This window comes from Edaphobacter sp., assembly GCF_035532915.1.
Classification (GTDB): domain Bacteria; phylum Acidobacteriota; class Terriglobia; order Terriglobales; family Acidobacteriaceae; genus Edaphobacter.
This window is the reverse complement of the sequence record NZ_DATKQC010000332.1, coordinates 1-19,436: the sequence shown is the minus strand read 5'-3', so window position 1 is coordinate 19,436 and position 19,436 is coordinate 1. Positions and strand designations below refer to the sequence as shown.

11 protein-coding genes are annotated in these 19,436 nt (G+C 57.6%); 7 read left to right on the top strand and 4 right to left on the bottom strand.

The features are described from left to right. Window positions 1-445 precede the first annotated feature (445 nt). From VMU57_RS15985 to VMU57_RS15970, 4 genes are all read left to right on the top strand, one after another. Window positions 446-2,506, top strand: coding sequence for a beta-N-acetylhexosaminidase (locus VMU57_RS15985; RefSeq protein ID WP_325385185.1), 2,061 nt, complete (start codon window positions 446-448; stop codon window positions 2,504-2,506). A gap of 8 nt (window positions 2,507-2,514) precedes the next feature. After that, window positions 2,515-3,942: an alpha-L-fucosidase gene (locus VMU57_RS15980; protein ID WP_325385183.1), complete on the top strand. Its 1,428-nt coding sequence runs from the start codon at window positions 2,515-2,517 to the stop codon at window positions 3,940-3,942. Window positions 3,943-4,231: 289 nt separating this feature from the next. After that, window positions 4,232-6,490 carry a GH92 family glycosyl hydrolase gene (locus tag VMU57_RS15975; protein ID WP_325385181.1) on the top strand — a complete coding sequence of 753 codons (2,259 nt, stop codon included), beginning with the start codon at window positions 4,232-4,234 and terminating at the stop codon, window positions 6,488-6,490. A gap of 20 nt (window positions 6,491-6,510) precedes the next feature. Next, window positions 6,511-7,551: a glycosyl hydrolase family 18 protein gene (locus VMU57_RS15970; protein ID WP_325385179.1), complete on the top strand. Its 1,041-nt coding sequence runs from the start codon at window positions 6,511-6,513 to the stop codon at window positions 7,549-7,551. Window positions 7,552-7,588: 37 nt separating this feature from the next. Here VMU57_RS15970 and VMU57_RS15965 read toward each other — a convergent pair whose 3' ends face one another. Together VMU57_RS15965 and VMU57_RS15960 are read right to left on the bottom strand one after the other, a co-directional pair. After that, window positions 7,589-8,332 (bottom strand): copper homeostasis protein CutC, encoded by a 744-nt coding sequence (locus VMU57_RS15965; RefSeq protein WP_325385177.1) that lies wholly within the window; start codon window positions 8,330-8,332, stop codon window positions 7,589-7,591. A gap of 146 nt (window positions 8,333-8,478) precedes the next feature. Next, entirely contained in the window at window positions 8,479-11,862 is a 3,384-nt protein-coding gene (locus VMU57_RS15960; RefSeq protein ID WP_325385175.1) for a TonB-dependent receptor, read from the bottom strand. A 295-nt stretch (window positions 11,863-12,157) separates the two neighbouring features. On the opposite strand from VMU57_RS15960, the gene VMU57_RS15955 reads away from it, so the two are divergent. Then, on the top strand, window positions 12,158-12,943 hold the full coding sequence (locus VMU57_RS15955; RefSeq protein WP_325385173.1) for a DeoR/GlpR family DNA-binding transcription regulator: 786 nt from the start codon (window positions 12,158-12,160) through the stop codon (window positions 12,941-12,943). Between the two features lie 120 nt (window positions 12,944-13,063). On the opposite strand, the gene VMU57_RS15950 is transcribed toward VMU57_RS15955, so the two are convergent. Further along, window positions 13,064-14,731 (bottom strand): uroporphyrinogen-III synthase, encoded by a 1,668-nt coding sequence (locus VMU57_RS15950; protein WP_325385171.1) that lies wholly within the window; start codon window positions 14,729-14,731, stop codon window positions 13,064-13,066. Window positions 14,732-14,852: 121 nt separating this feature from the next. After that, window positions 14,853-15,692 carry a hypothetical protein gene (locus VMU57_RS15945; protein WP_325385170.1) on the bottom strand — a complete coding sequence of 280 codons (840 nt, stop codon included), beginning with the start codon at window positions 15,690-15,692 and terminating at the stop codon, window positions 14,853-14,855. A gap of 594 nt (window positions 15,693-16,286) precedes the next feature. Between VMU57_RS15945 and VMU57_RS15940 the strand changes: the two genes are divergently transcribed. Further along, on the top strand, window positions 16,287-18,077 hold the full coding sequence (locus tag VMU57_RS15940) for a NirA family protein (protein ID WP_325385168.1): 1,791 nt from the start codon (window positions 16,287-16,289) through the stop codon (window positions 18,075-18,077). Then, the coding region (locus VMU57_RS15935) for a sulfite reductase flavoprotein subunit alpha (protein ID WP_325385166.1) at window positions 18,074-19,436 on the top strand (1,363 nt) is incomplete at its 3' end. The genes VMU57_RS15940 and VMU57_RS15935, both read left to right, overlap by 4 nt.

Genomic DNA, 19,436 nt, shown 5'->3' with positions numbered 1-19,436 from the left:
ACCCACGAGCGTCCTGACCTCTCATCTTTACTGCGGCGTGTCAAAAAGACAACCGGCGCGCTTTAAGTTAGCGGGAAAAAACCGTTTTTAAAGCTTGTTCAAACCCAAGATACGCTAGAAGAAACTGATGAAGCAAACATCTATCGAATATCGGTCGAATACGACTTCGAGAACGCCGAACCGTATTCAAAGCTACAAAGATAAGATCACCGAAGATGAATTTTTGACTTGACAAATTCTATTTCAACAACTGGACCTCTTCGTTGCCCCGAACTCCCTACACAGATACCTCACCCTTCCAATCGCTCTCCAGCACTCCGCTCCAGCGATCACAACAATTCCGTCTCGGACACGAAAACATAACCTTATCCGGAACATTATTTTCTAAAAAGACAGTTTCGGCTGTAAAAAGATACGTTAGTCTTGACTGCAAGAGGACGTATTGATGAAGATCTGTTCCTGGACAAAGTCTTTTCTGCCTGTCGCCGCCATTCTACTCACCTCTTCCATCTCGTTTAGCGAGACAGTGACCAGTGAGACCTTCGTCAATAATCTGATGCCGCAACCGGCCAGTCTGCAGACCCCTCCCGGCAATTTCGTGCTCAATGCACAGTTCCACGTCGTGACTACCCACTTCGACAATCCCCGACTCGACGGTGCCATTCACCGCGCCGTGCTTCAGATGCGGCAGACGACTGGCCTTTCATTGTCGGTTGAGCCGGTCACTCACGGAACCGATGCTCCCTTGACTGTCGATGTCCAAGGCGCAGGCGAAACCATTCAGTCCGTAGACGAGAACGAGGATTACACCCTCTCCGTTACTCCCAAGGGCGCGCACATCGAGGCGGCAACAGTAGTCGGCGCCATGCATGGCCTCGAAACCCTCGTCCAACTCGTACAGCCTTCAGGCAGCGACTATGTCCTTCCCGTCGTCTCCATCCACGACTCGCCCCGCTTCCCCTGGCGCGGCCTGATGATTGATTGCGGCCGCCATTTCGAGCCGATGGACGTCCTCAAGCGCACGATCGATGGAATGGCAGCCGTCAAGCTCAACGTCTTCCACTGGCACCTCACCGAAGACCAGGGATTCCGCATTGAGAGCAAGCTCTACCCTCGCCTCACCGGCGTCGGCTCCGACGGCCTCTTCTACACTCAGCAGGACGCACGCGACCTCGTCAGCTACGCTCGCGCCCGCGGCATCCGCGTCGTACCCGAGTTTGAGATGCCCGGCCACAGCGCCGCCTGGCAGTTCGCCTATCCCAAACTCGCCAGCGGCACCCCTCCTACCGGTATCCGCCGCGAATTCGGCGTCTCAGACTATGCTCTCGATCCCACCCGCGAGGAGACCTATCAGTTCATCGCGCGCTTTCTCGGCGAGATGGCCACCATCTTCCCCGATCCCTACATGCACATCGGCGGCGACGAGACACCTGCTCCCGACTGGAAGACGAATCCCCGCATCGTAGCCTTCATGCACGCGCACAACCTCCAGGACAACGGAGCGCTTCAGGCGTACTTCAATACACGCGTGCTGAAGATCCTCACCGGACTCCATAAACACATGGTCGGATGGGATGAGATCCTCAACCCCGCGCTTCCCAAAGATGTCGTAATCCAGTCATGGCGTGGCGAAGCCTCGCTGGCTCAGGGAGCGCAGCAGGGCTATCAGGGAATTCTCTCCGCACCCTACTATCTCGACGGAATGAAGTCCGCAGGCACGCACTACCTCGCCGACCCGCTGCCATCCAGCTCTCCGCTCACACCGCAGCAGCGCAAGCTCGTCCTCGGCGGAGAGATTTGCATGTGGGGTGAGCAGATCGACCCAGGCACCATCGACTCACGAGTCTGGCCCCGCACCGCGGTCATCGCCGAACGCTTCTGGTCTCCCGAAGATGTCACCAACGTGGACGATATGTACCGTCGCCTGAACGTTGTCTCCATCCAGCTCGAAGGCCTCGGTCTCCAGCACATCACTCAGGAAGACGCCAGCCTGCGCGATCTCGCCGGAACGCAGGATATCGATCAGCTTCGCATCTTCGCCTCCGCGTTTGAGCCCGTCAGCTTTGGCGAGCGCTATCACGAGCAGAAGACCTCGCAGCTGACCGTCCTCGACCGTTTCGTCGATGCAGTCCGTCCCGATCCGCCGTCGCGCTACGAGATCGCCCATCTTACCGAGAAATTCCTCAAGTCGCCGCAGTCCGATACCGCCGATGCGGCTGCTCTGAATCACTGGTTTGAGACCGTCGCGAACTCTGTCCCCACCGCAGAGAGACAGATGCAGCACTCACCACGGCTTACCGAGATTCAGGAGCGCGCACAGCAACTCCCCGAACTCGCAAAGGCTGCGACTGACGCGATCCACTTCCTCTCGTCCGGAACGAAAGCCCCAGCCGGCTGGAAGGCAAGCACACTGGCGCAGATCGAGGCAGCGAAAAAGCCATCGGCGGTGGTGCGCTTTATCTTCATCGATCCGCTCAGTTCGTTGGTCAACGCAGTACAGGAATAGAGGAATTGATGTCCGAAGTCTTTCAAGCAAGTGAAGTCCGTCTCTCTGAGCCGCGCAACGCTGCTCGCAGCAAATCGTCTCGGAAACTATCCCTCATCTGCCACGCGATAGCAGTCCTGGCTTGCCTCGCACCCCTTTCAGCCATCTCGCAGAACTTCGTCGATATCAAGCCCAGCCCGGCGCAAGTGCAATGGCAGGATCTCGAGATCGGCGTCATCTTTCACTTCGGCACCAACACCTTCCTCAACCGCGAATGGGGCGACGGCACCGCTTCGCCTTCGGTCTTCAACCCCACCCACGTCGATACCGACCAGTGGATGGAAGCCGCCAAAGCTGGCGGAGCCAAATACGCTGTCTTAGTGTCCAAGCATCACGACGGCTTCGCCCTCTGGCCCTCCGAGCAGACCGACTACAGCGTCAAAAACAGCCCCTGGCTCGACGGTAAGGGAGACCTCGTCCGCATGGCCTCCGACTCCGCGCACAAGGCAGGCCTCGGCTTCGGCGTCTATCTCTCTCCATGGGACCGCCACGACAAACGCTACCCAGACCCCAAGGCGTATGACAAGTATTACCTCGCGCAGCTCGATGAACTCGCCACGCACTATGGCCCGCTCACAGAGTTCTGGCTCGATGGCGCAGGCAGCACCGGACGCACCTACGACTTCGACAGCATCATCACCGAGCTACGTACTTATCAACCAAATACCATGGTCTTCGCCGACGTAGGCCTCTACAAGAACGCAGACCTGCGCTGGGTCGGCAACGAAGACGGCAAGGTCCTCTTCGAGAACTGGAATGTCATCGATCGCTCCGGCTATCTGCGCTGGCGCCCGGTCGAGTCGGACACGCCGCTACATCGTGGACACTGGTTCTGGCACCCCAACGACGAGGCCACCCTCCGCTCCGTGGATGACCTGCTCGATATCTACACCAACACCGTAGGCCGCGGCGCTCAGCTCATGCTCGGCCTCGCACCCGACAACACCGGCCAGCTTCCCGCCGCCGACGTCAAACGCCTGCACGAGTTCGGCGAGGCTGTCCATCGCATCTATGGCCACAACCTCGTCGCTGAGCAGGGCCACGCCGTCGGTGCCGAAACCGCTGAAGCACTCGACAACAATCCCGACACCTTCTGGGTTGCCTCCCCGCTGCACGGCACCCTCGAAGTCCGCTTCGACAAGCCGGTCACCTTCGACCGCGCCGTCACTATGGAAAGGCTCAACGACGGCCAGCACGTTGAGGAATACTCCATCGAAGCCTGGCAGAACGGCGCATGGAAACCGTTGGCGCGCGCACATGCCATCGGACACAAAAAGATTGACATCTTTCCCGCCTGCACCACGCAGCGGGTGCGTCTCCACCTCATCTCGACCTCTGGAACCGCCGCCATTCGCGAGTTTCAACTCTATGACGGCAGAGCAACTTCCGGGCAATAACACGATAAAAGCCCCGACACCGTATTCACAAGAGGGCTGACAGGGGTAGGTGCCTCCGGGTAGACTCGTAACCGATAACGTACGAGTCTGCCAGAGGTATCGGAAATCGGTTCAATCGAGAGTGTTTCCCATACCTATTTCTCGGCGATTCGTCCTATCTACGGCTTCGTAATTCGTAAAGTGTTAAATCTCAATTGATGGAGTTCGCGTGATATCAAGAAGATCTTTTCTAGGCGGGGTCTCTGCCGCCTGTACTGTTAGCGCTATCAGAACCACTGCCTTCGCCCGTGTGATCCCACACCCCAAATCATCCCACGGCGCAAACGATCCCGCTTCCCTCGTCGACATCACTATCGGAACCGGCGGCCACGGCCACTGCTTCCCCGGCGCAGTCGTTCCCTTCGGCGCCGTCCAGCTCAGCCCCGACACCTTCACCGACGGTTGGGACTGGTGCTCCGGCTACCACATCTCCGACACCTCCATCATGGGCTTCAGCCACACCCATCTCAGCGGAACCGGATGCGGCGACCTACTCGACTTTCTGGTCATGCCCGGCACCGGTGAGTCGAAGATTGTCCCCGGCTCACGCGAAAACCCCGACGAGGGTTATCGTTCGCGCTTCGACCACAAGGACGAGCACGCCGAGCCCGGTTACTACTCGGTCCTACTCAAGGACTACGGCATCCACGCCGAGCTGACCGCCACCGAGCGCACCGGCCTGCACCGCTACACCTTTCCTCGCGACGCCAAGGCAGCCAAGAGCGCACACATCATCGTCGATCTCCAGCACAGTTATGGCCCGTCGAACGTCATCTCAGCATCGCTGGACAGCCCTGCGCCCGACACGCTTGCCGGAGGCCGGGTCACCAAGTCCTGGGGCGACGGCCGCGAAGCCTACTTCACCATGCAGTTCTCGCAGAAGCCCACGCGCATCATCTTCTACAGTGATGACGCAGAGGTTCCAGCTGGCACCGAACCTTTGACGGGAAAGAACCTCAAGTGTGTCGCCTTCTTCGACCTGACCCATAATCCCGTCATCTTCGTAAAGACCGGCATCTCCGGCGTCAGCGCAGAGTCCGCCGCCAACAACCTGAAGGCTGAGCTGCCCGGATGGGACTTCGAGCGCGTTCGCCGCAGCGCTCGCGAGAAGTGGAACAATCAACTCTCGCGCATCAACATCACCACCAAAAACGAAACCCACCGCCGCATCTTCTACGCCGCGCTCTACCACGCCTCCATCGGCCCTTCGCTCTTCGACGATGCCGACGGCAGCTATCGCGGTATGGATAAGCAGAACCACAAGCTCAACCCCGGACAGCGCAACTACACGACGTTCTCTCTGTGGGACACCTACCGCGCCACCCATCCGCTCTACACGCTGATCAACGCGGACCATGTGCCCGACTTCGTCAACGCCCTCATCTTGATGGCCGAACAGAGCCCCGCCGGTATGCCCGTCTGGCCGCTTCAAGGTACAGAAACCGGCACCATGACCGGCTATCACTCCGCCGCCGTCATGGCAGAAGCCTGCAACAAGGGCTTTACCGGCATCGACTACGAGCGCGCCTACAAGTGCATGATGCAGCGCGCCATGGTGGACGACTACCGTGGTCTTGGCTATTACCGCTCGAAGCATTACATTCCCTGCGACCTCGAGGAAGAGTCCGTCAGCAAGGGCTTTGAATACTGCTACGACGACTGGTCCATCGCGCACGTCGCCAAGAAGCTCGGCCACGAGGACGACGCAAAGATGCTCGCCGACCGCTCGCTGAACTATCGCAACTACTACGACCGCACAATTAACTTTGCGCGACCAAAGCTTGCAAACGGCGAATGGGCTCCGGGCTTCGATCCGCTCGCCATGGGAACGTCCAAGAAGTGGCGTGACTTCACCGAGTCCAACTCCTGGCAGACCACCTTCGGCATTCAGCACGATGCAGCAGGCCTCATCGAGACCCTCGGCGGCCAGAGAGCTTTTCTCGCCAAGCTCGATGAACTGTTCGACCAGCCCTCCACGCTGCCGCCCGATGCTCCACCCGACATCGCCGGCCTCGTCGGTCAATACGCTCAGGGCAACGAGCCGTCGCACCACATCGCCTATCTCTACGTCTACGCTGGTCAGCCGCACAAGACCCAGCAGCGTATCCGCATGTTGATGGAGACGATGTACGCCGCGCTTCCCGACGGTCTGCAGGGCAATGAAGACGTGGGCCAGATGTCCTCCTGGTACATCATGAGCTCCATGGGCTTCTACCCCGTCGATCCCGTCAGCGGAAACTACATCTTCGGCACGCCGCTGTTCGATCAGGTCACTCTGCAGCTCGGCAAGGGCAAGCAGCTTGAAATTGTAGCTCATCGCAGCGCACCCTCGGACCAGTACATCCAGTCCGTCACCTTCAACGGCAAGCCTCACACTCGCTCATGGTTCAACCATCGCGAGATCGTCGACGGAGCCAAGATCGAGTTCATGCTGGGCAGCCAGCCCAACCTCGAATTCGGCACCAAGGCCGAGGACATTCCACCGTCCTTCAAGCTCGAAACCGCATAATGCAAGAAAGGATAGGCTCCATGAAGTTCGTGATCTTCTGTCTCCTGTTTGCAGCAAGCACAGTCTTTGCCCAGACCAAGACTCTCTTCTACATGACAGACCAGCCGCAGTCGGTCCGCGACTTCATGGAGCATCAATCCAAGATCGACATCATCGTCCCCACCTGGTACAGCGTAGATGAGACCGGCCTCGTCTACGGCGAGCCCGACCCCTCCGTCCTGCGCGTCGCCAAACAACGCCACATCGCCCTCTTCCCCATCGTCGCACTCTTCGACAAGGTCAAGATCCACACCTTGATGACCGATGACAAAGCACAAACAGCGATGATCGACTCTCTCATCGCCGCCTGCAAGAAGAATGGCTACGACGGCTTTCAACTCGACTTCGAGAACATCAGCTGGAATGATCGCGACGCGCTCTCCGCCACCATCAAGCGAATCGCCGACGCATTCCACCAGCAGCACCTTCAGCTTCAGATCGCAGTCGTCCCCAATGCTCCCGGCTATCCCGGCCACACCCCCTTCAGCAAGTGGATCTTCTCCGACTGGCGCGGAGCCTTCGACCTCAAAGCCATCGGCCAATCCGTCGACCTGCTCTGCCTCATGACCTACGACCAGCACACCCGCTGGACCACGCCCGGTCCCGTCGGTGGCTGGATATGGACCAATGAAAATCTAGACTATGCGTTGAAATCCGTACCGAAGGACAAGCTCTCCCTCGGCATCGCGCTGTACGGATACCACTGGTTCACAGGCGATCCCGGCATCAACGAAAAAGTTCAGAAACCCAATATCACCGCCGAATATATCAGCGCCATCAACGCACAGTTTCTTCGCGACACCTACAACGGGCAGGAGCAGTGGGACCCCGTGGACCACACCGCCTGGTTCTACTTCTATCGCGATCAGATGCGCGAGTGGGTCTTCTACACCGAGAAGCGCGGCTTCGCCGACCGCTACAACCTCGCCAAAGAGCAGCACCTTCAGGGAATCTGCGCCTGGGTCCTCGGCGAAGAAGATCCTGCGATCTGGAGCGTCCTTCCAGACCGCGCATCAAACTAACCAGTCTTAAGGTCCACTCTCTCGCGAGCAGAGAAACCTAAGCGTTGGTCAGGTTCTCGATCATCGCGCGCACATCATCGCTCTCGACAACAAACCGCGACTGAGCAGAAGAGCCGGTCTCATCATGCACATCGCGCCCCCCATAGCGGCGCGGCCCGGCAACGATCTTGCGTATAGAACCATGAAAGTGTTGCGCCCCCGTCGCCCGCGCCACCGCAGCGGCATTCTTCAGTCGTAGGCCACCGCCCACTGCGATATCGATTCTCCCCGCGGCCTGTTCCAGCAGCCGCGCCAGCGACTTGCCTCCGCTCACAACATCGCGCTCGCCGCCCGACGTCAGCACCCTCCGGCAGCCAATCGCGATGACATCCTCCAACGCGTCTTCCAGAGAAACAGTGTGATCGAAGGCGCGACTGAAGGTCACTTCGAGCGTTCCTGCCATCTCCACCAACTCGCGATTGCGTTCAACATCGACCGTGCCATCCTCACGCAACACCCCCAGCACCACCCCACTCACGTCCAGCAGGCGAAGATGCTTCAGATCTTCCCGCATAACATCGAACTCAGCATCCGTATAAACGAAGTCACCGCCGCGAGGCCGCAGCAGCACATGCACAGGCAGCCCGCTGCGCGTCACTGCTTCGTGGATGAGGCCATGACTCGGCGTCAGCCCACCTTCGCTGAGCGCGGAGCAAAGCTCAATTCGGTTTGCACCTGCCTCGTATGCAACGAGACAAGCATCGATACTCTCGGCACAGAGTTCAAAGACGATCTTACGCATCAGGGCTCACTAACTCAGGAGTAACCATACCAACACTTTCTAAACGATTGGATTAAATAAGCTATACGCTAAGCGTCGGCTCAGAGTTCCGAGCCGACGCTGCCTTGATTCCTTCAAATTACACATTCCCTGCTATGCGCAAAAAACTAGAATCGGTAGTGCGCGGAGAACTGCAGTTGACGCTCGGTAGAACGAATCGAGTTCTGCTGTGCAATGTAGCCAAAGGTGGCATTGTTGATCCCGGTATCCGGGTTGCCATAGCTTACGATATTGAACGCATTGAACGCATCGAACTGGAAGCCGAGCGTCTGCTCTCGGAAGGTATGGAAGTCCTTCATCGCCGACATGTTCACGTTGAGAAATCCAGGGCCGCGAACCGCGCCGTTCCGCGAACTGCCAAAGGTGTTGGTTGCAGGTGCGCCAAAGGCGCACACACCATTGTCCACGCCAGGCGTTGTGCAAGGCTGGGCAGATGGATCTGTTCCAAACCAGTGGTGGATCGAGCGATTGACGATCTTCAGCTTCCGATATTGATTTGCCCGGTCATTGCCAAAGAAGCTATTGGAATTGCTGCTGACGCTTGAAGTAAGCGTCTCCGGAAAGCCTGAGTACGCCACACCGTTAGCAGCAAGTCTCCAACCGCCGATGACTTCATCGACCAGGTGATTGACGCCGTTCAGGTATTCCTGGCCTCGGCCGACAGGCAGCGCATAGGTGAGAGTCCCGGACACGTTGTGAGTCACGTCGTAGCCGGCAGGGCCGTAGTCCGCTCCGCTGTCATAGTAGTTCTGGAACGCACCGCTATAGCCGTTAACATTTAACGCATAGTTTCCCAGACTGTTAGTCATTGCCTTGCTATAGGTATAGTTCAACATGTACTCAAGCCCGTGGCTGAACCGTTGCCGCAATACAGCCTGAAGCGCGTTGTAGTTCATCATCGCCCGCGACTCGGTAACAAGCAGAGAATTTGAACCTATGCCCAGGGCCGAATTCACACCGATGTACTGGTTGTTGTAATACGGTGCTGAGGTCGGATCGCCATTAACCCGGTACTGGTTCAGGTTGCCGTAATCTTCGATATGCTGTCCCTGCTCCCCAAGATATCCAACCGCTAGTGACAATGTGCTGCTCAGCGCATACTCGGTCGTCAGGTTCCACTGCTGCACATAGGCTGGCTGCATGTTCTTCGGATAGACATTGAAGGTGCCCCCATTGCTGCTTGGGGAATCAAAGGCCGTCTCTGCGGTAAGCGGAGTCGGAACATCGGTGAGTGTAGGTTGCGTCAGGTTAACATTGATTGCCTGGATGAAGGGCGTAATCGAAGTCAAACGCTGGTTCGAAGAGTTGCCTTCGAAAAAGCTGGTCGCACCGTAGCCACCACGAATCACCAGCCGGGGCTTTGCCTGAAACGAAAATCCGAAGCGCGGCATGATCTGGCGATAGTTGTTGTCGTAGCAGGCTCGGTTGCTGCAAACTCCCGATCCAGCAGGCGCTCCAGCGGGAACACTGTGCGCATACAACACCTGGCCTGTGGCCTCGTCGATGTTTCCGGTTTTATTGTTGGACTCCACCCACGGCTGATCGAACTCGTAGCGCACTCCGAAGTTCAAGGTAAGGTTGGAAAGCAGTTTGAAGTCATCGTTGATGAAGCCGGCAACGCGCCATTGGCGCTGGCCGACATTCACGCTGGCCAGAGTCGCGGCGACCTGACTCACGCGATCCAACAGGAAGTCAGCACCGCCATAACCGGAATTGGCATCGTTAGGACTTGAGGTGTAATTCCCGTTGTAGGTGAGCGAACCCAGATAGCCATTATTGTTGGCGGTCGGATAGTTATTTTGATAGCGCAGCGCTTGGGCGCCGATGCTCAATAAGTGACGGCCGCGTTGCCATGTCAGGTTATCGATGTAGCTGTAGGTGTTGTCAATCAGGCCGCCGCCAAACACCGGGTTGCCGCCCGCGGTAATGCCTCCGCTAATGGTCTGGCCAGAGTAGCCCGCAAAAGCTTGATTCGGGAACGTGATTCCGACCTTGGCGTTGCCCGAATCTCCAAATTCGCCAGTCCTGTCGATCGGGAAGTTCTGGGCCCAGACCGTGCGAGTGAATCCGATACGTGCGGAGTTAATCAACGCTGGCGAAAAGGTATGCACCCAGTTCACACCAGAGAGCTTCGTGGGATACAAATTCACTCCATTAAAGCCGATGTCTAGCACTGGAGTGTTGCCATCATAGGCCGTGGACATAGAGTAGAAACCCGTAAACTTATCGCTCATCCGTGGGTCGAACTCAATCTTGACATCTCCCTGGTTGTTGGCCTTGAAAGTGCGCGACGGGGCCTGGTAGTTGCTGTTCGCGATTCCGTCGGTCGGTGTTGCGTTTGGCAGTGGGTACAATTTGGGATTTGCAAACAGGAACTTGGCAACCGGATTGTTGACCGGTATTCCCTTGTTATCTGCGTAGGGAGCAAAGTTGTTGAGTGGATCGTACAGCTGCTTCGGAGAGTTTCCATTCAATAGAACAGAGAAATCGCCACTGCGCATGGCCTGCGTAAATACGCTTGCCGAGCTGATGCCGCCCTTGTGATTCCGAGACCCCAGGTAGTCGACGAAGAAGAACAGTTTGTTGTGCAGGATTGGACCGCCGAAGGTTCCACCAAACTGGTCCTGGGAGTACGGATTGATTCGAATGTCCTGGTTGTTATTGCTCCACGAGTTGGCGTTCAGCCTGTAATCCTGAAGGTAGCCGTAAGCGGAGCCATGGAAACTATTGGTGCCGCTCTTGAGAACGTTCACGACTCCCGCGCCATTCACATTGCCGTAGTCGGCCGGTGAGTTCGCAGTAATGACATGTATCTCTTGTAGGGATTCGGGAGCGGGACTATAAGAGATCAGGTTATTAAACGTCTCGTTCATGTCAATGCCGTCCAGTGTGTAATTGTTGGCCTGGGCGCGATTTCCATTGAGGTTGACCGAATCGGTGTAGTAGGTGCTGCGCTCGATGCTGGTCGTTCCCCCCGTGCCGGCCGTGCTGACAGCGCCGGGAACATAAAGCGTAATTGCAGAAAAGTCGAGGCCATTCAGAGGGAAGTTCCGGATCGTATTGGCGGTGAACGTGCTGCTCAGGGTGTCGTCGTTTGTATTGAGGATAGGCGCTGTCTCCGCCGATACCTGCACCGTCTCCGCTACATTGCCGGCATTCAATTGCACGTTGAACCTCGCCGACTGAGCGACTTCCAGCGAGAACGCAGGCAGCGTCTGCGAAGCAAATCCATTCGCCTGCACCATCACCTGATATTGCCCGATCGGCAGGAAGCGGATCGTGTAAACACCGGCGTTGTTGGTTACCGTTTCGGTCTTCACACTCGTCCCTGTGTTGGTAGCAGTCACATGCGCGTTGGGAATAACCGCGCCGCTAGAATCCGTCACTGCTCCGGTAATCGAGCCCGTCACCGTCTGCGCAAGCGAAGGAGACATACACAACAGGACGGTCAACGCACATCCTGCAAGGTATTGAAAAAGCTTGGTTCTCATAAGGTTCCTCACTCTGTGGTACTGGCTAAATTGGCTGCTTCATCCAAAAAGAAGAAAACAAAGGCGGTCGCATCCATTTCAAATCCCGTGCTCGCCTCTTTGAAACTCTCTGCCGACTAATACCGATGGCCCTAGCATAGAAAGCCAAATAGATAAATGTCAATGAATATTTTCATTATCATGCAAATAACTTATGCAAATGATCATTTAAATGCTTAATAGTTTAATATTCGTCAAGGTAAGAATTCCATTACCCTCAAGAGGGGTTGGCTTCACATTGAAAGGATGTATTCAAGTGGCTGCAAAGAAACACGATCGTGCAAATCAGATTCTTCATCTGCTTCTGCAGAAGGGCACGAGCAGCGTAGAAGATCTCGCTGCCGCAGTTGACGCCTCTTCGGCCAGCGTCCGCCGCGATCTCATCAAGCTCGAGCAGCGCGGCCTCGTCCATCGCACACACGGCGGCGTGGAGCTCGCCGGCAAGCTCACTTACGAACCCTTCCGCTTCGATGCCGCCTTTCCTCTCCGCGAAGAGCGCTTCGCTGACGAGAAGCGCCGTATCGCCATCGCCGCCGCCGATATGGTCGCCGAAGGCGACACCATCGCGCTCTCACCCGGCACTACCACCACCCAGGTCGCTCGCAGCCTGCGCCATCGCGAAGGCATCCATCTCGTCACCAGCGCGGTCAACATCGGCATGGAACTCTCCAGCCAGCCCAATGCCAGGGTCACCCTTACCGGCGGCTCCATCCGCTGGCCCGGCTCCTTCTCCATGGTCGGAGCCACCGCCTTCCACTCCATCGAGCAGCTCTACTTCGATAAGGTCTTCATGGGCGCCACCGGAATCCACCCCAAATACGGCCTGACCGTTATCGAGTCGGACGAAGCGCTCATTCTCGGAGAGATGGCTAAACATTCACGCCAGGTCGTCGCCGTAGCCGATGCCAGCAAACTCGGAATGATCAGCACCAACAAGGTCTGCGAGCCGTCTCAGATCCACACCATCATCACCGACGACAGCATCGACCCCGAAATAGCGGAACAATTTCGCAGCCAGAACATTCACGTGCTCATCGTCTAAGTCTTCGCCCAAACGATAAAGCACGTCATCTCGACCGGAGCCGCGCAGCTTTATGGCGTGGCGCAATGGAAAGTCCCCTATATTCGCCTTCGCCTTGTCTCACTTGCGCTTCAGACAAGCTTAAGCACGAGCCCCGTCAGCAGCCTGCGCTTTCTTCAGATCATCGCCCAGCACGATGGCATCGGCGATCTCCCGCATCGAAATCCTCCGCTGGCGGCTCTCCCGCTGCATCGTCCGGTAAGCCTCGTCCTCGCTCATCCCCAGATCGCGCTGCAGAATTCCCTTCGCACGGTCCACCGCCTTCCGCGTCTCCAGCCGCCCGGCCAGTTGCAGGTTCTCCGTCTCCAGCCGTGTGCGTTCAATCTCTGCGCCCACCAGAAAGCCAAGCATCGAGAGCAGCCGAATCTCATTCGCCGTATGTTGGTAGCTCATCTGGTGCTGCAGATTAATGACGCCGACAACTTTGCTAGCACAGAGAATCGGGGTGCACAGAATCGCCTCGAAGTGATCTTCCGGCAGATTGCGAAACATCACGAACCTCGGATCATTCGACGCTCCCGAAGCAATCGCCACCGGCTCGCGATGCTCGGCTACCCAGCCTGTGATTCCCTGCCCCAGCGACATGCCCAAATGGTCGACAAGATCGGCATGAGGATTCTTCGATGCACGCAGCACCAGCTTCTCGTGCTCCATCACATAGATGAAGCATGAGTCGCACGGAATCACCGTCGTCACAAAGTCAACGATGCTTCCCAGCACCACATGAAACGAGTCCGCCGATGCAAGTCTGCTGCTGATCTCATGCAAAAAATCAATGGAGGTAAGCCCATCGCGAAACCCCGCCATGGTCGGCGTAGAAACAGCAACGCGGCGCACGCCTGACTTCGACTTCTCCACCGGCATATCGATACTTTTATCGGATGGCACGACCGCTCCGGCATCAGCGCTGCGCTTCCGCTGGAGAATCTTGCCCGAGTACTGCGCCGCCTCATTCACCAGGAAGCCCATCTTCGGATGCGAAGGTTCAAAGTCGGGAGTAATACCGTAATGGGTCAGCTCTTCCGACGTCGTCGGCCCAATCGAAACCACTACCATCGATATCAGTCCGGCGCGCAGCTCCTCACGCATGACCATCTCCTCGGCTACCTGAAAGAGATGAATCACTTGCACCGCTGTCATAAACAACACGACATCCACGCTGCCGTTCGCAACGCCCAGCACGCACTCCCGCAGCGGCCCCACATCTTCAGGCAGCGTCCACTGATATACGGGGACCTTCGTCACCTCACCACATTTCACCGTCAGCTCGGAGAGAAACTCAGGATTCGAAGCACCATACTCCTGCACCGCGACCCGCATTGCGCCCAGCTTGTCGCCGAACTCCGCCTCCATCGCGTGCATCATCTCGCGCCATGTATTCGGTTCAGGCGCCGTCACTGTCACTGGAATCCTCAGCTCTTTCAACGCCGCTGCAGGCTTCGGTCCACGCGCGCCGATCTTTACCGAGCGCAGCGCTTCAATCAACTCTTCGCGGTTGTACTTCGTCTGCGCAATATCGAGCAAAGCGCGCAGCCCCAGGCCCGTCAGAAAGATGACAAGATCGAACTTCTCGTGCAGCAGATCATCCGCAAATTCAAGCGCCTGCTTGTTCGACTCCAGCGGCGCTTCGCGCATGGCAGGCACAACAAAGGGTTCGCCACCATAGGTGCGTATCAGTTTCGCGACCTCTTTTGCGCGTCGCGATTCAAGCGACAAAACTCGCAATCCATCAAAGCTCGCGTGCGTCATCCATCTCCCCCAGCCAGTCTGCAATGACAAATTACTTTGAGCCGGCCACCTGTTACTCACAATTCTAGCGGCTCTGCATCCACAATCACAGAGCCGCCGACAAAATCGCGATTGAACCGCTCTAGAAGGTCAAGCGTCCCGTCAGCACGAGGCCGTGGTCATAGGCATGATAGGTAGAAGTCGCAATCTGCATGCCCCCTCCAAACACCAATCCCAGCCTGTCCCTCGGGTCCTTGCGCAATTTGATCCTGCTCACCATCAATCCCGGAGTAACAAACGTCTGGCTCTTCCCATTGTTTGGCCCAAGATGGAAATAGCTCGCATTTACCTCGACCTCAGGCCAGAAGATCCTTGCCACCTGATATTGCGCGACAGTATTCCACACAATCGTCCTTCCAATCGTGTGGACCGAGCCTACAGGCAAAGTCCCACCCAGGCTCGATTGAACATCGAAACGCCCAAACCCTTTGCCTAGAATCAACGTCGGATTGATCGTAGTTCTCGCAGTTCCGTTCTTATAGCTTCCAGTCGCGCCAGTAGCTGCCACTTGAAATGAGGTCGAGTAGTTTCCCTGCTCCGCGCCCCCCGCAAACGGACGATACTTCACTACCATCGAGAAATCCCCGGCTCCATCCACCGCCTTCGGGGTATTGTGCTCGACATACGGCGGCAGGTTCACATCCACCTCCGTCTTGTAATAAGGAATAAAGTTGAAACCCTTGCTATTGCCATAGTTCCACGTCGAAGTATGGGTCGAAGTCCATTGGTGCAACACATCGATACGCGCCAGTTGCACAAGACCCGAGCTCGGGGCCACTACAGGCACAGCCCATCCCGGCTGTTGCGATGACGTCTTCCTTACTCGGTCCTGCCACCTGGTAAAAAAGCTATCCTGCGCAACAACCAGTACTCCGGACAACGCCTGCACGGAAAAAAGAACGGCTAAAATAACACGTTTCATGGGCTCTCCTTGTAAGTGCCACAGTTACGTACTTCGAATGAAGAGTGATCCTCGCCCAGTTCGCAGCCACAGAGACAGAAATGCGTCCGGCTCGATAGTCGTAACTTGACGCGAGGATTTGGGTTTGGTTGCTCAGGCGTAGAGCAGAAGAGTCCCACCCGGTCGGGATAGGTCGACACATCAAGGTGTCATTGAACTGTGGGAGCTGTTACCAGTTTTGTAACATTGCAGCTCGCATGGAACAACCAACGAGCGCCCGTATAACAAAAACTTCTACTCCTCATCAAACTTTGTTTGCCTCTCCCAATTCATCGCTTCCTCACTTGCACTCACGCAAAGCCCGCAGTAGTATCAAGTTCACCGAATGCTATTCAGTCCGATCTGGATAGTCGAAGAAGTTCAGCCCGGCACCATGCTGTGTCCCGGCTCCCACTCTCATACTTAGTTTCATGCTCCCTGACGAGCCTTGAATCCATCGCACCTGGGTTATCTCAGCGCGATGTTTATCTGGCCCGCATCTGGCTGCACCAATCCCAGATTGCGTTTCAGGATCTTCCGGCATTTATCCGCCGGAGACCGTAAAGGAGATTCAGCATGGAATCGCAGACCACCACCACCCTGATCGACACGCCGGGCTTCTCCCTTGCGCAGCAGCAGTACCTCCAGGGCTTCTTCGCCGGAGTAGCGCAGCGCGGAGTCATACACTTCGTCGGTCAAACCCTCAGCGGACAGATCACCAACGATCCCGACTCCGGCCTCGTCAATCAAGCTGCCGAAGAGGCCGAGCCCACCTGGTTCGGCACGCCGCTCTCTGATCTGTGCAAAGAAGAGCGATGGAAGCAGGAAGAAAACTCGCTCGACATCTGGGACAAGCTCGTCGTGCACGCCAACGAAGACAAAGTTCCCGCGCCCGATGATCTCTTCCGCTTCAAATTCCACGGCCTCTTCTACGTCGCTCCCGCGCAGGACTCCTTCATGCTGCGCATGCGTGTTCCCGGCGGCATTCTAAGCTCACACCAGCTTCGCGGCCTCGCGCAGATGGCCGCTGACTGGGGCTCCGGCCGCGCCGATCTCACCACGCGCAGTAACCTCCAGGTCCGCGAGTTCCAGCCAAAAAATATCGTCAACGTCCTCTCCAAAATTCAGGACCTCGGCATGACCTCGCGCGGATCGGGTGCGGACAACATCCGCAACATCACCGCATCTCCCATCACCGGCATCGACCCCCACGAGCTCTACGACGTAGCTCCACTCGCCGACGCACTCAACCGCTACATCCTCAACTCGCGCGATATGTACGGCCTGCCACGCAAGTTCAACGTAGCCTTCGACAACGGCGGCTCCATCAGCGTCGTCGCCGACACCAACGACATCGGCTTCATCGCCGTCGAAGTCAAGGAGGGCCACGGCATCCCTGCTGGCATCTACTTCCGCGTGCTGCTCTCGGGCATCACCGGCCACAAACAGTTCGCAACCGATTGCGGCCTGCTCCTCCGCCCCGACCAGACTGTCGCGGTGGCCGCCGCAATGATTCGCGTCTTCGCCGAGCGCGGCGACCGCACCGATCGCAAGAAGGCACGCCTCAAATACCTCATCGACAAATGGGGCGTCGAGAAATTCATCGCCAAAACCGAAAAGCTTCTCGCCTTCCCTCTCATCCGCGTTCCCGCATCGGCATGCGAGCCGCGCAAGCCCATCGACCGCGCCGGACACATCGGCGTGCACGCACAGTCGCAGCCCGGCCTGCACTACATCGGTATCTCCATTCCTGTCGGTCGCCTGCCCGTCGATCAGATGCTCGCACTCGCCAGCATCGCAGAGACATGCGGCACCGGCGAACTGCGTCTCACCGTCTGGCAGAACCTCATCATTCCCAACATTTCCGCAGCAAAACTCGAAGCCGCAAAGGCAGCAATCCTCGCTGCCGGTCTCGCCTTCGAAGCAGGCACAGTCCTCAGCGGCACCGTCGCATGCACCGGCAACAAGGGATGCCGCTTCGCCGCCACCGACACCAAGACCCACGCCGTCGCGCTCGCCAACCTGCTCGATAGCCGCTTCAACATCGTGCAGCCCGTCAATCTGCACGTCACCGGCTGCCCCCACTCCTGCGCGCAGCACTACATCGGCGACATCGGTCTCATGGGCGTCAAAGTCAGTGGCGAAGAAGGCTACCAGGTCGTCATCGGCGGCGGCTCCGACCGCGATCAGGCCATCGGCAGAGAGCTCATTCCGGCGATCAAGTTCAGCGATCTGCCACCAGTTATGGAGCAACTCTTCCACTCATACACCACGCAACGCAACCCGGAAGAATCCTTCCTCGAATTCACGCGGCGGCACTCCATCACAGAACTACAGTCCTTCTGCGCAACCCAGGAGCTCGTATGACGATGCAAACCACCAGTCCGACGCTCGTCCCCTACATTCCCGACAACGCGCCATTCGACAACGATCAGCGCGCATGGCTCAACGGCTTTCTCGCCGGAATCTTTTCTTCCGCGCAGCCCGCCATCGTCAACGAGGCCCCTCTGTCGCTGAAGATCGCGGTGCTCTATGCCTCGCAGTCCGGTACCTCCGAAGGCCTCGCGCGCAAAGTCGCGAAGGATCTCAAATCCAAAGGTCACATCGCCTCGCTCATCTCACTCGAGGGCTACACGCCCGCCGCGCTCGCCGAAGAGCGCTACGCCATCCTCATCGCCAGTACCTACGGCGACGGCGACGCCCCCGATGCGGTTAAGCCCTTCTACGAGAAGCTCTGCATCGAACACTTCCCCCGCTACCAGGACCTCTCCTACGCTGTGCTCGCCCTCGGCGATTCGCACTACGAGCACTTCTGCAAATTCGGCATCGACCTCGACAACAAACTCGACTCGCTCGGCGCCGTCCGCCTGCACGATCGCATCGACTGCGATGTCGATCTCGACGATGCCTTCACCAACTGGAAGCAGGAACTCTACTCTCGCCTCGAATCCATCATCTCCACGCGCCCGGCAAAGAACACGCCAACGCCGTCGACAAAGATCGCTGCCCCGGCGGCGAAGCCTCTCTCAAGCGAGACCAGCACCTCCGCGTACACTCGCGAGAATCCTTTCCTCGCGCCTCTCGTAGACAAGCATCCGCTCACCCGCGAGGTCTCGAGCAAACTCACCATGCACATGGCCTTCTCCATCGCCGACTCGAATCTCAAGTACGAAGCCGGAGACGCCTGTGGTGTCGTCCCGCAGAACGACCACCAACTTGTCGAAGACATCATCACCATGCTGAACTTCAGCCCTCAGGCCCCGGTACAGCTCCCCAAATCCGGCACAACAACACTCGTCGACGCCCTTACCAATCACCTGCAGATCACTCGCCTCACCCGCAAGATGATCGAAGCCTACGCCACCATCGGCAACTGCAAGCCGCTCTTCGGCCTCCTCATTCCCGAGCAGCAGACGCATCTCGAAAACTACACCTACGACCGTGGCCTCATCGATCTCCTTCACGACTATCCGGGCGTCCTGCACGATCCCGCTGATCTCGTCGCCATGCTGCCCAAGCTTGCGCCGCGGCTCTACTCCATCTCGTCCAGCCCCTATGCGCACGCCGGCGAAATCCACACTACCATAGCTGTCGTTCGCTATCGCTCTCACAACCGCGAGCGTGGTGGCGTCTGCTCCACCCTGCTCGCCGACCGCACCAACACAGGCGAGCGACGTGCCATCTACATTCAGCCGAACAGAAAATTTCGCCTGCCCCAGCAGTCCG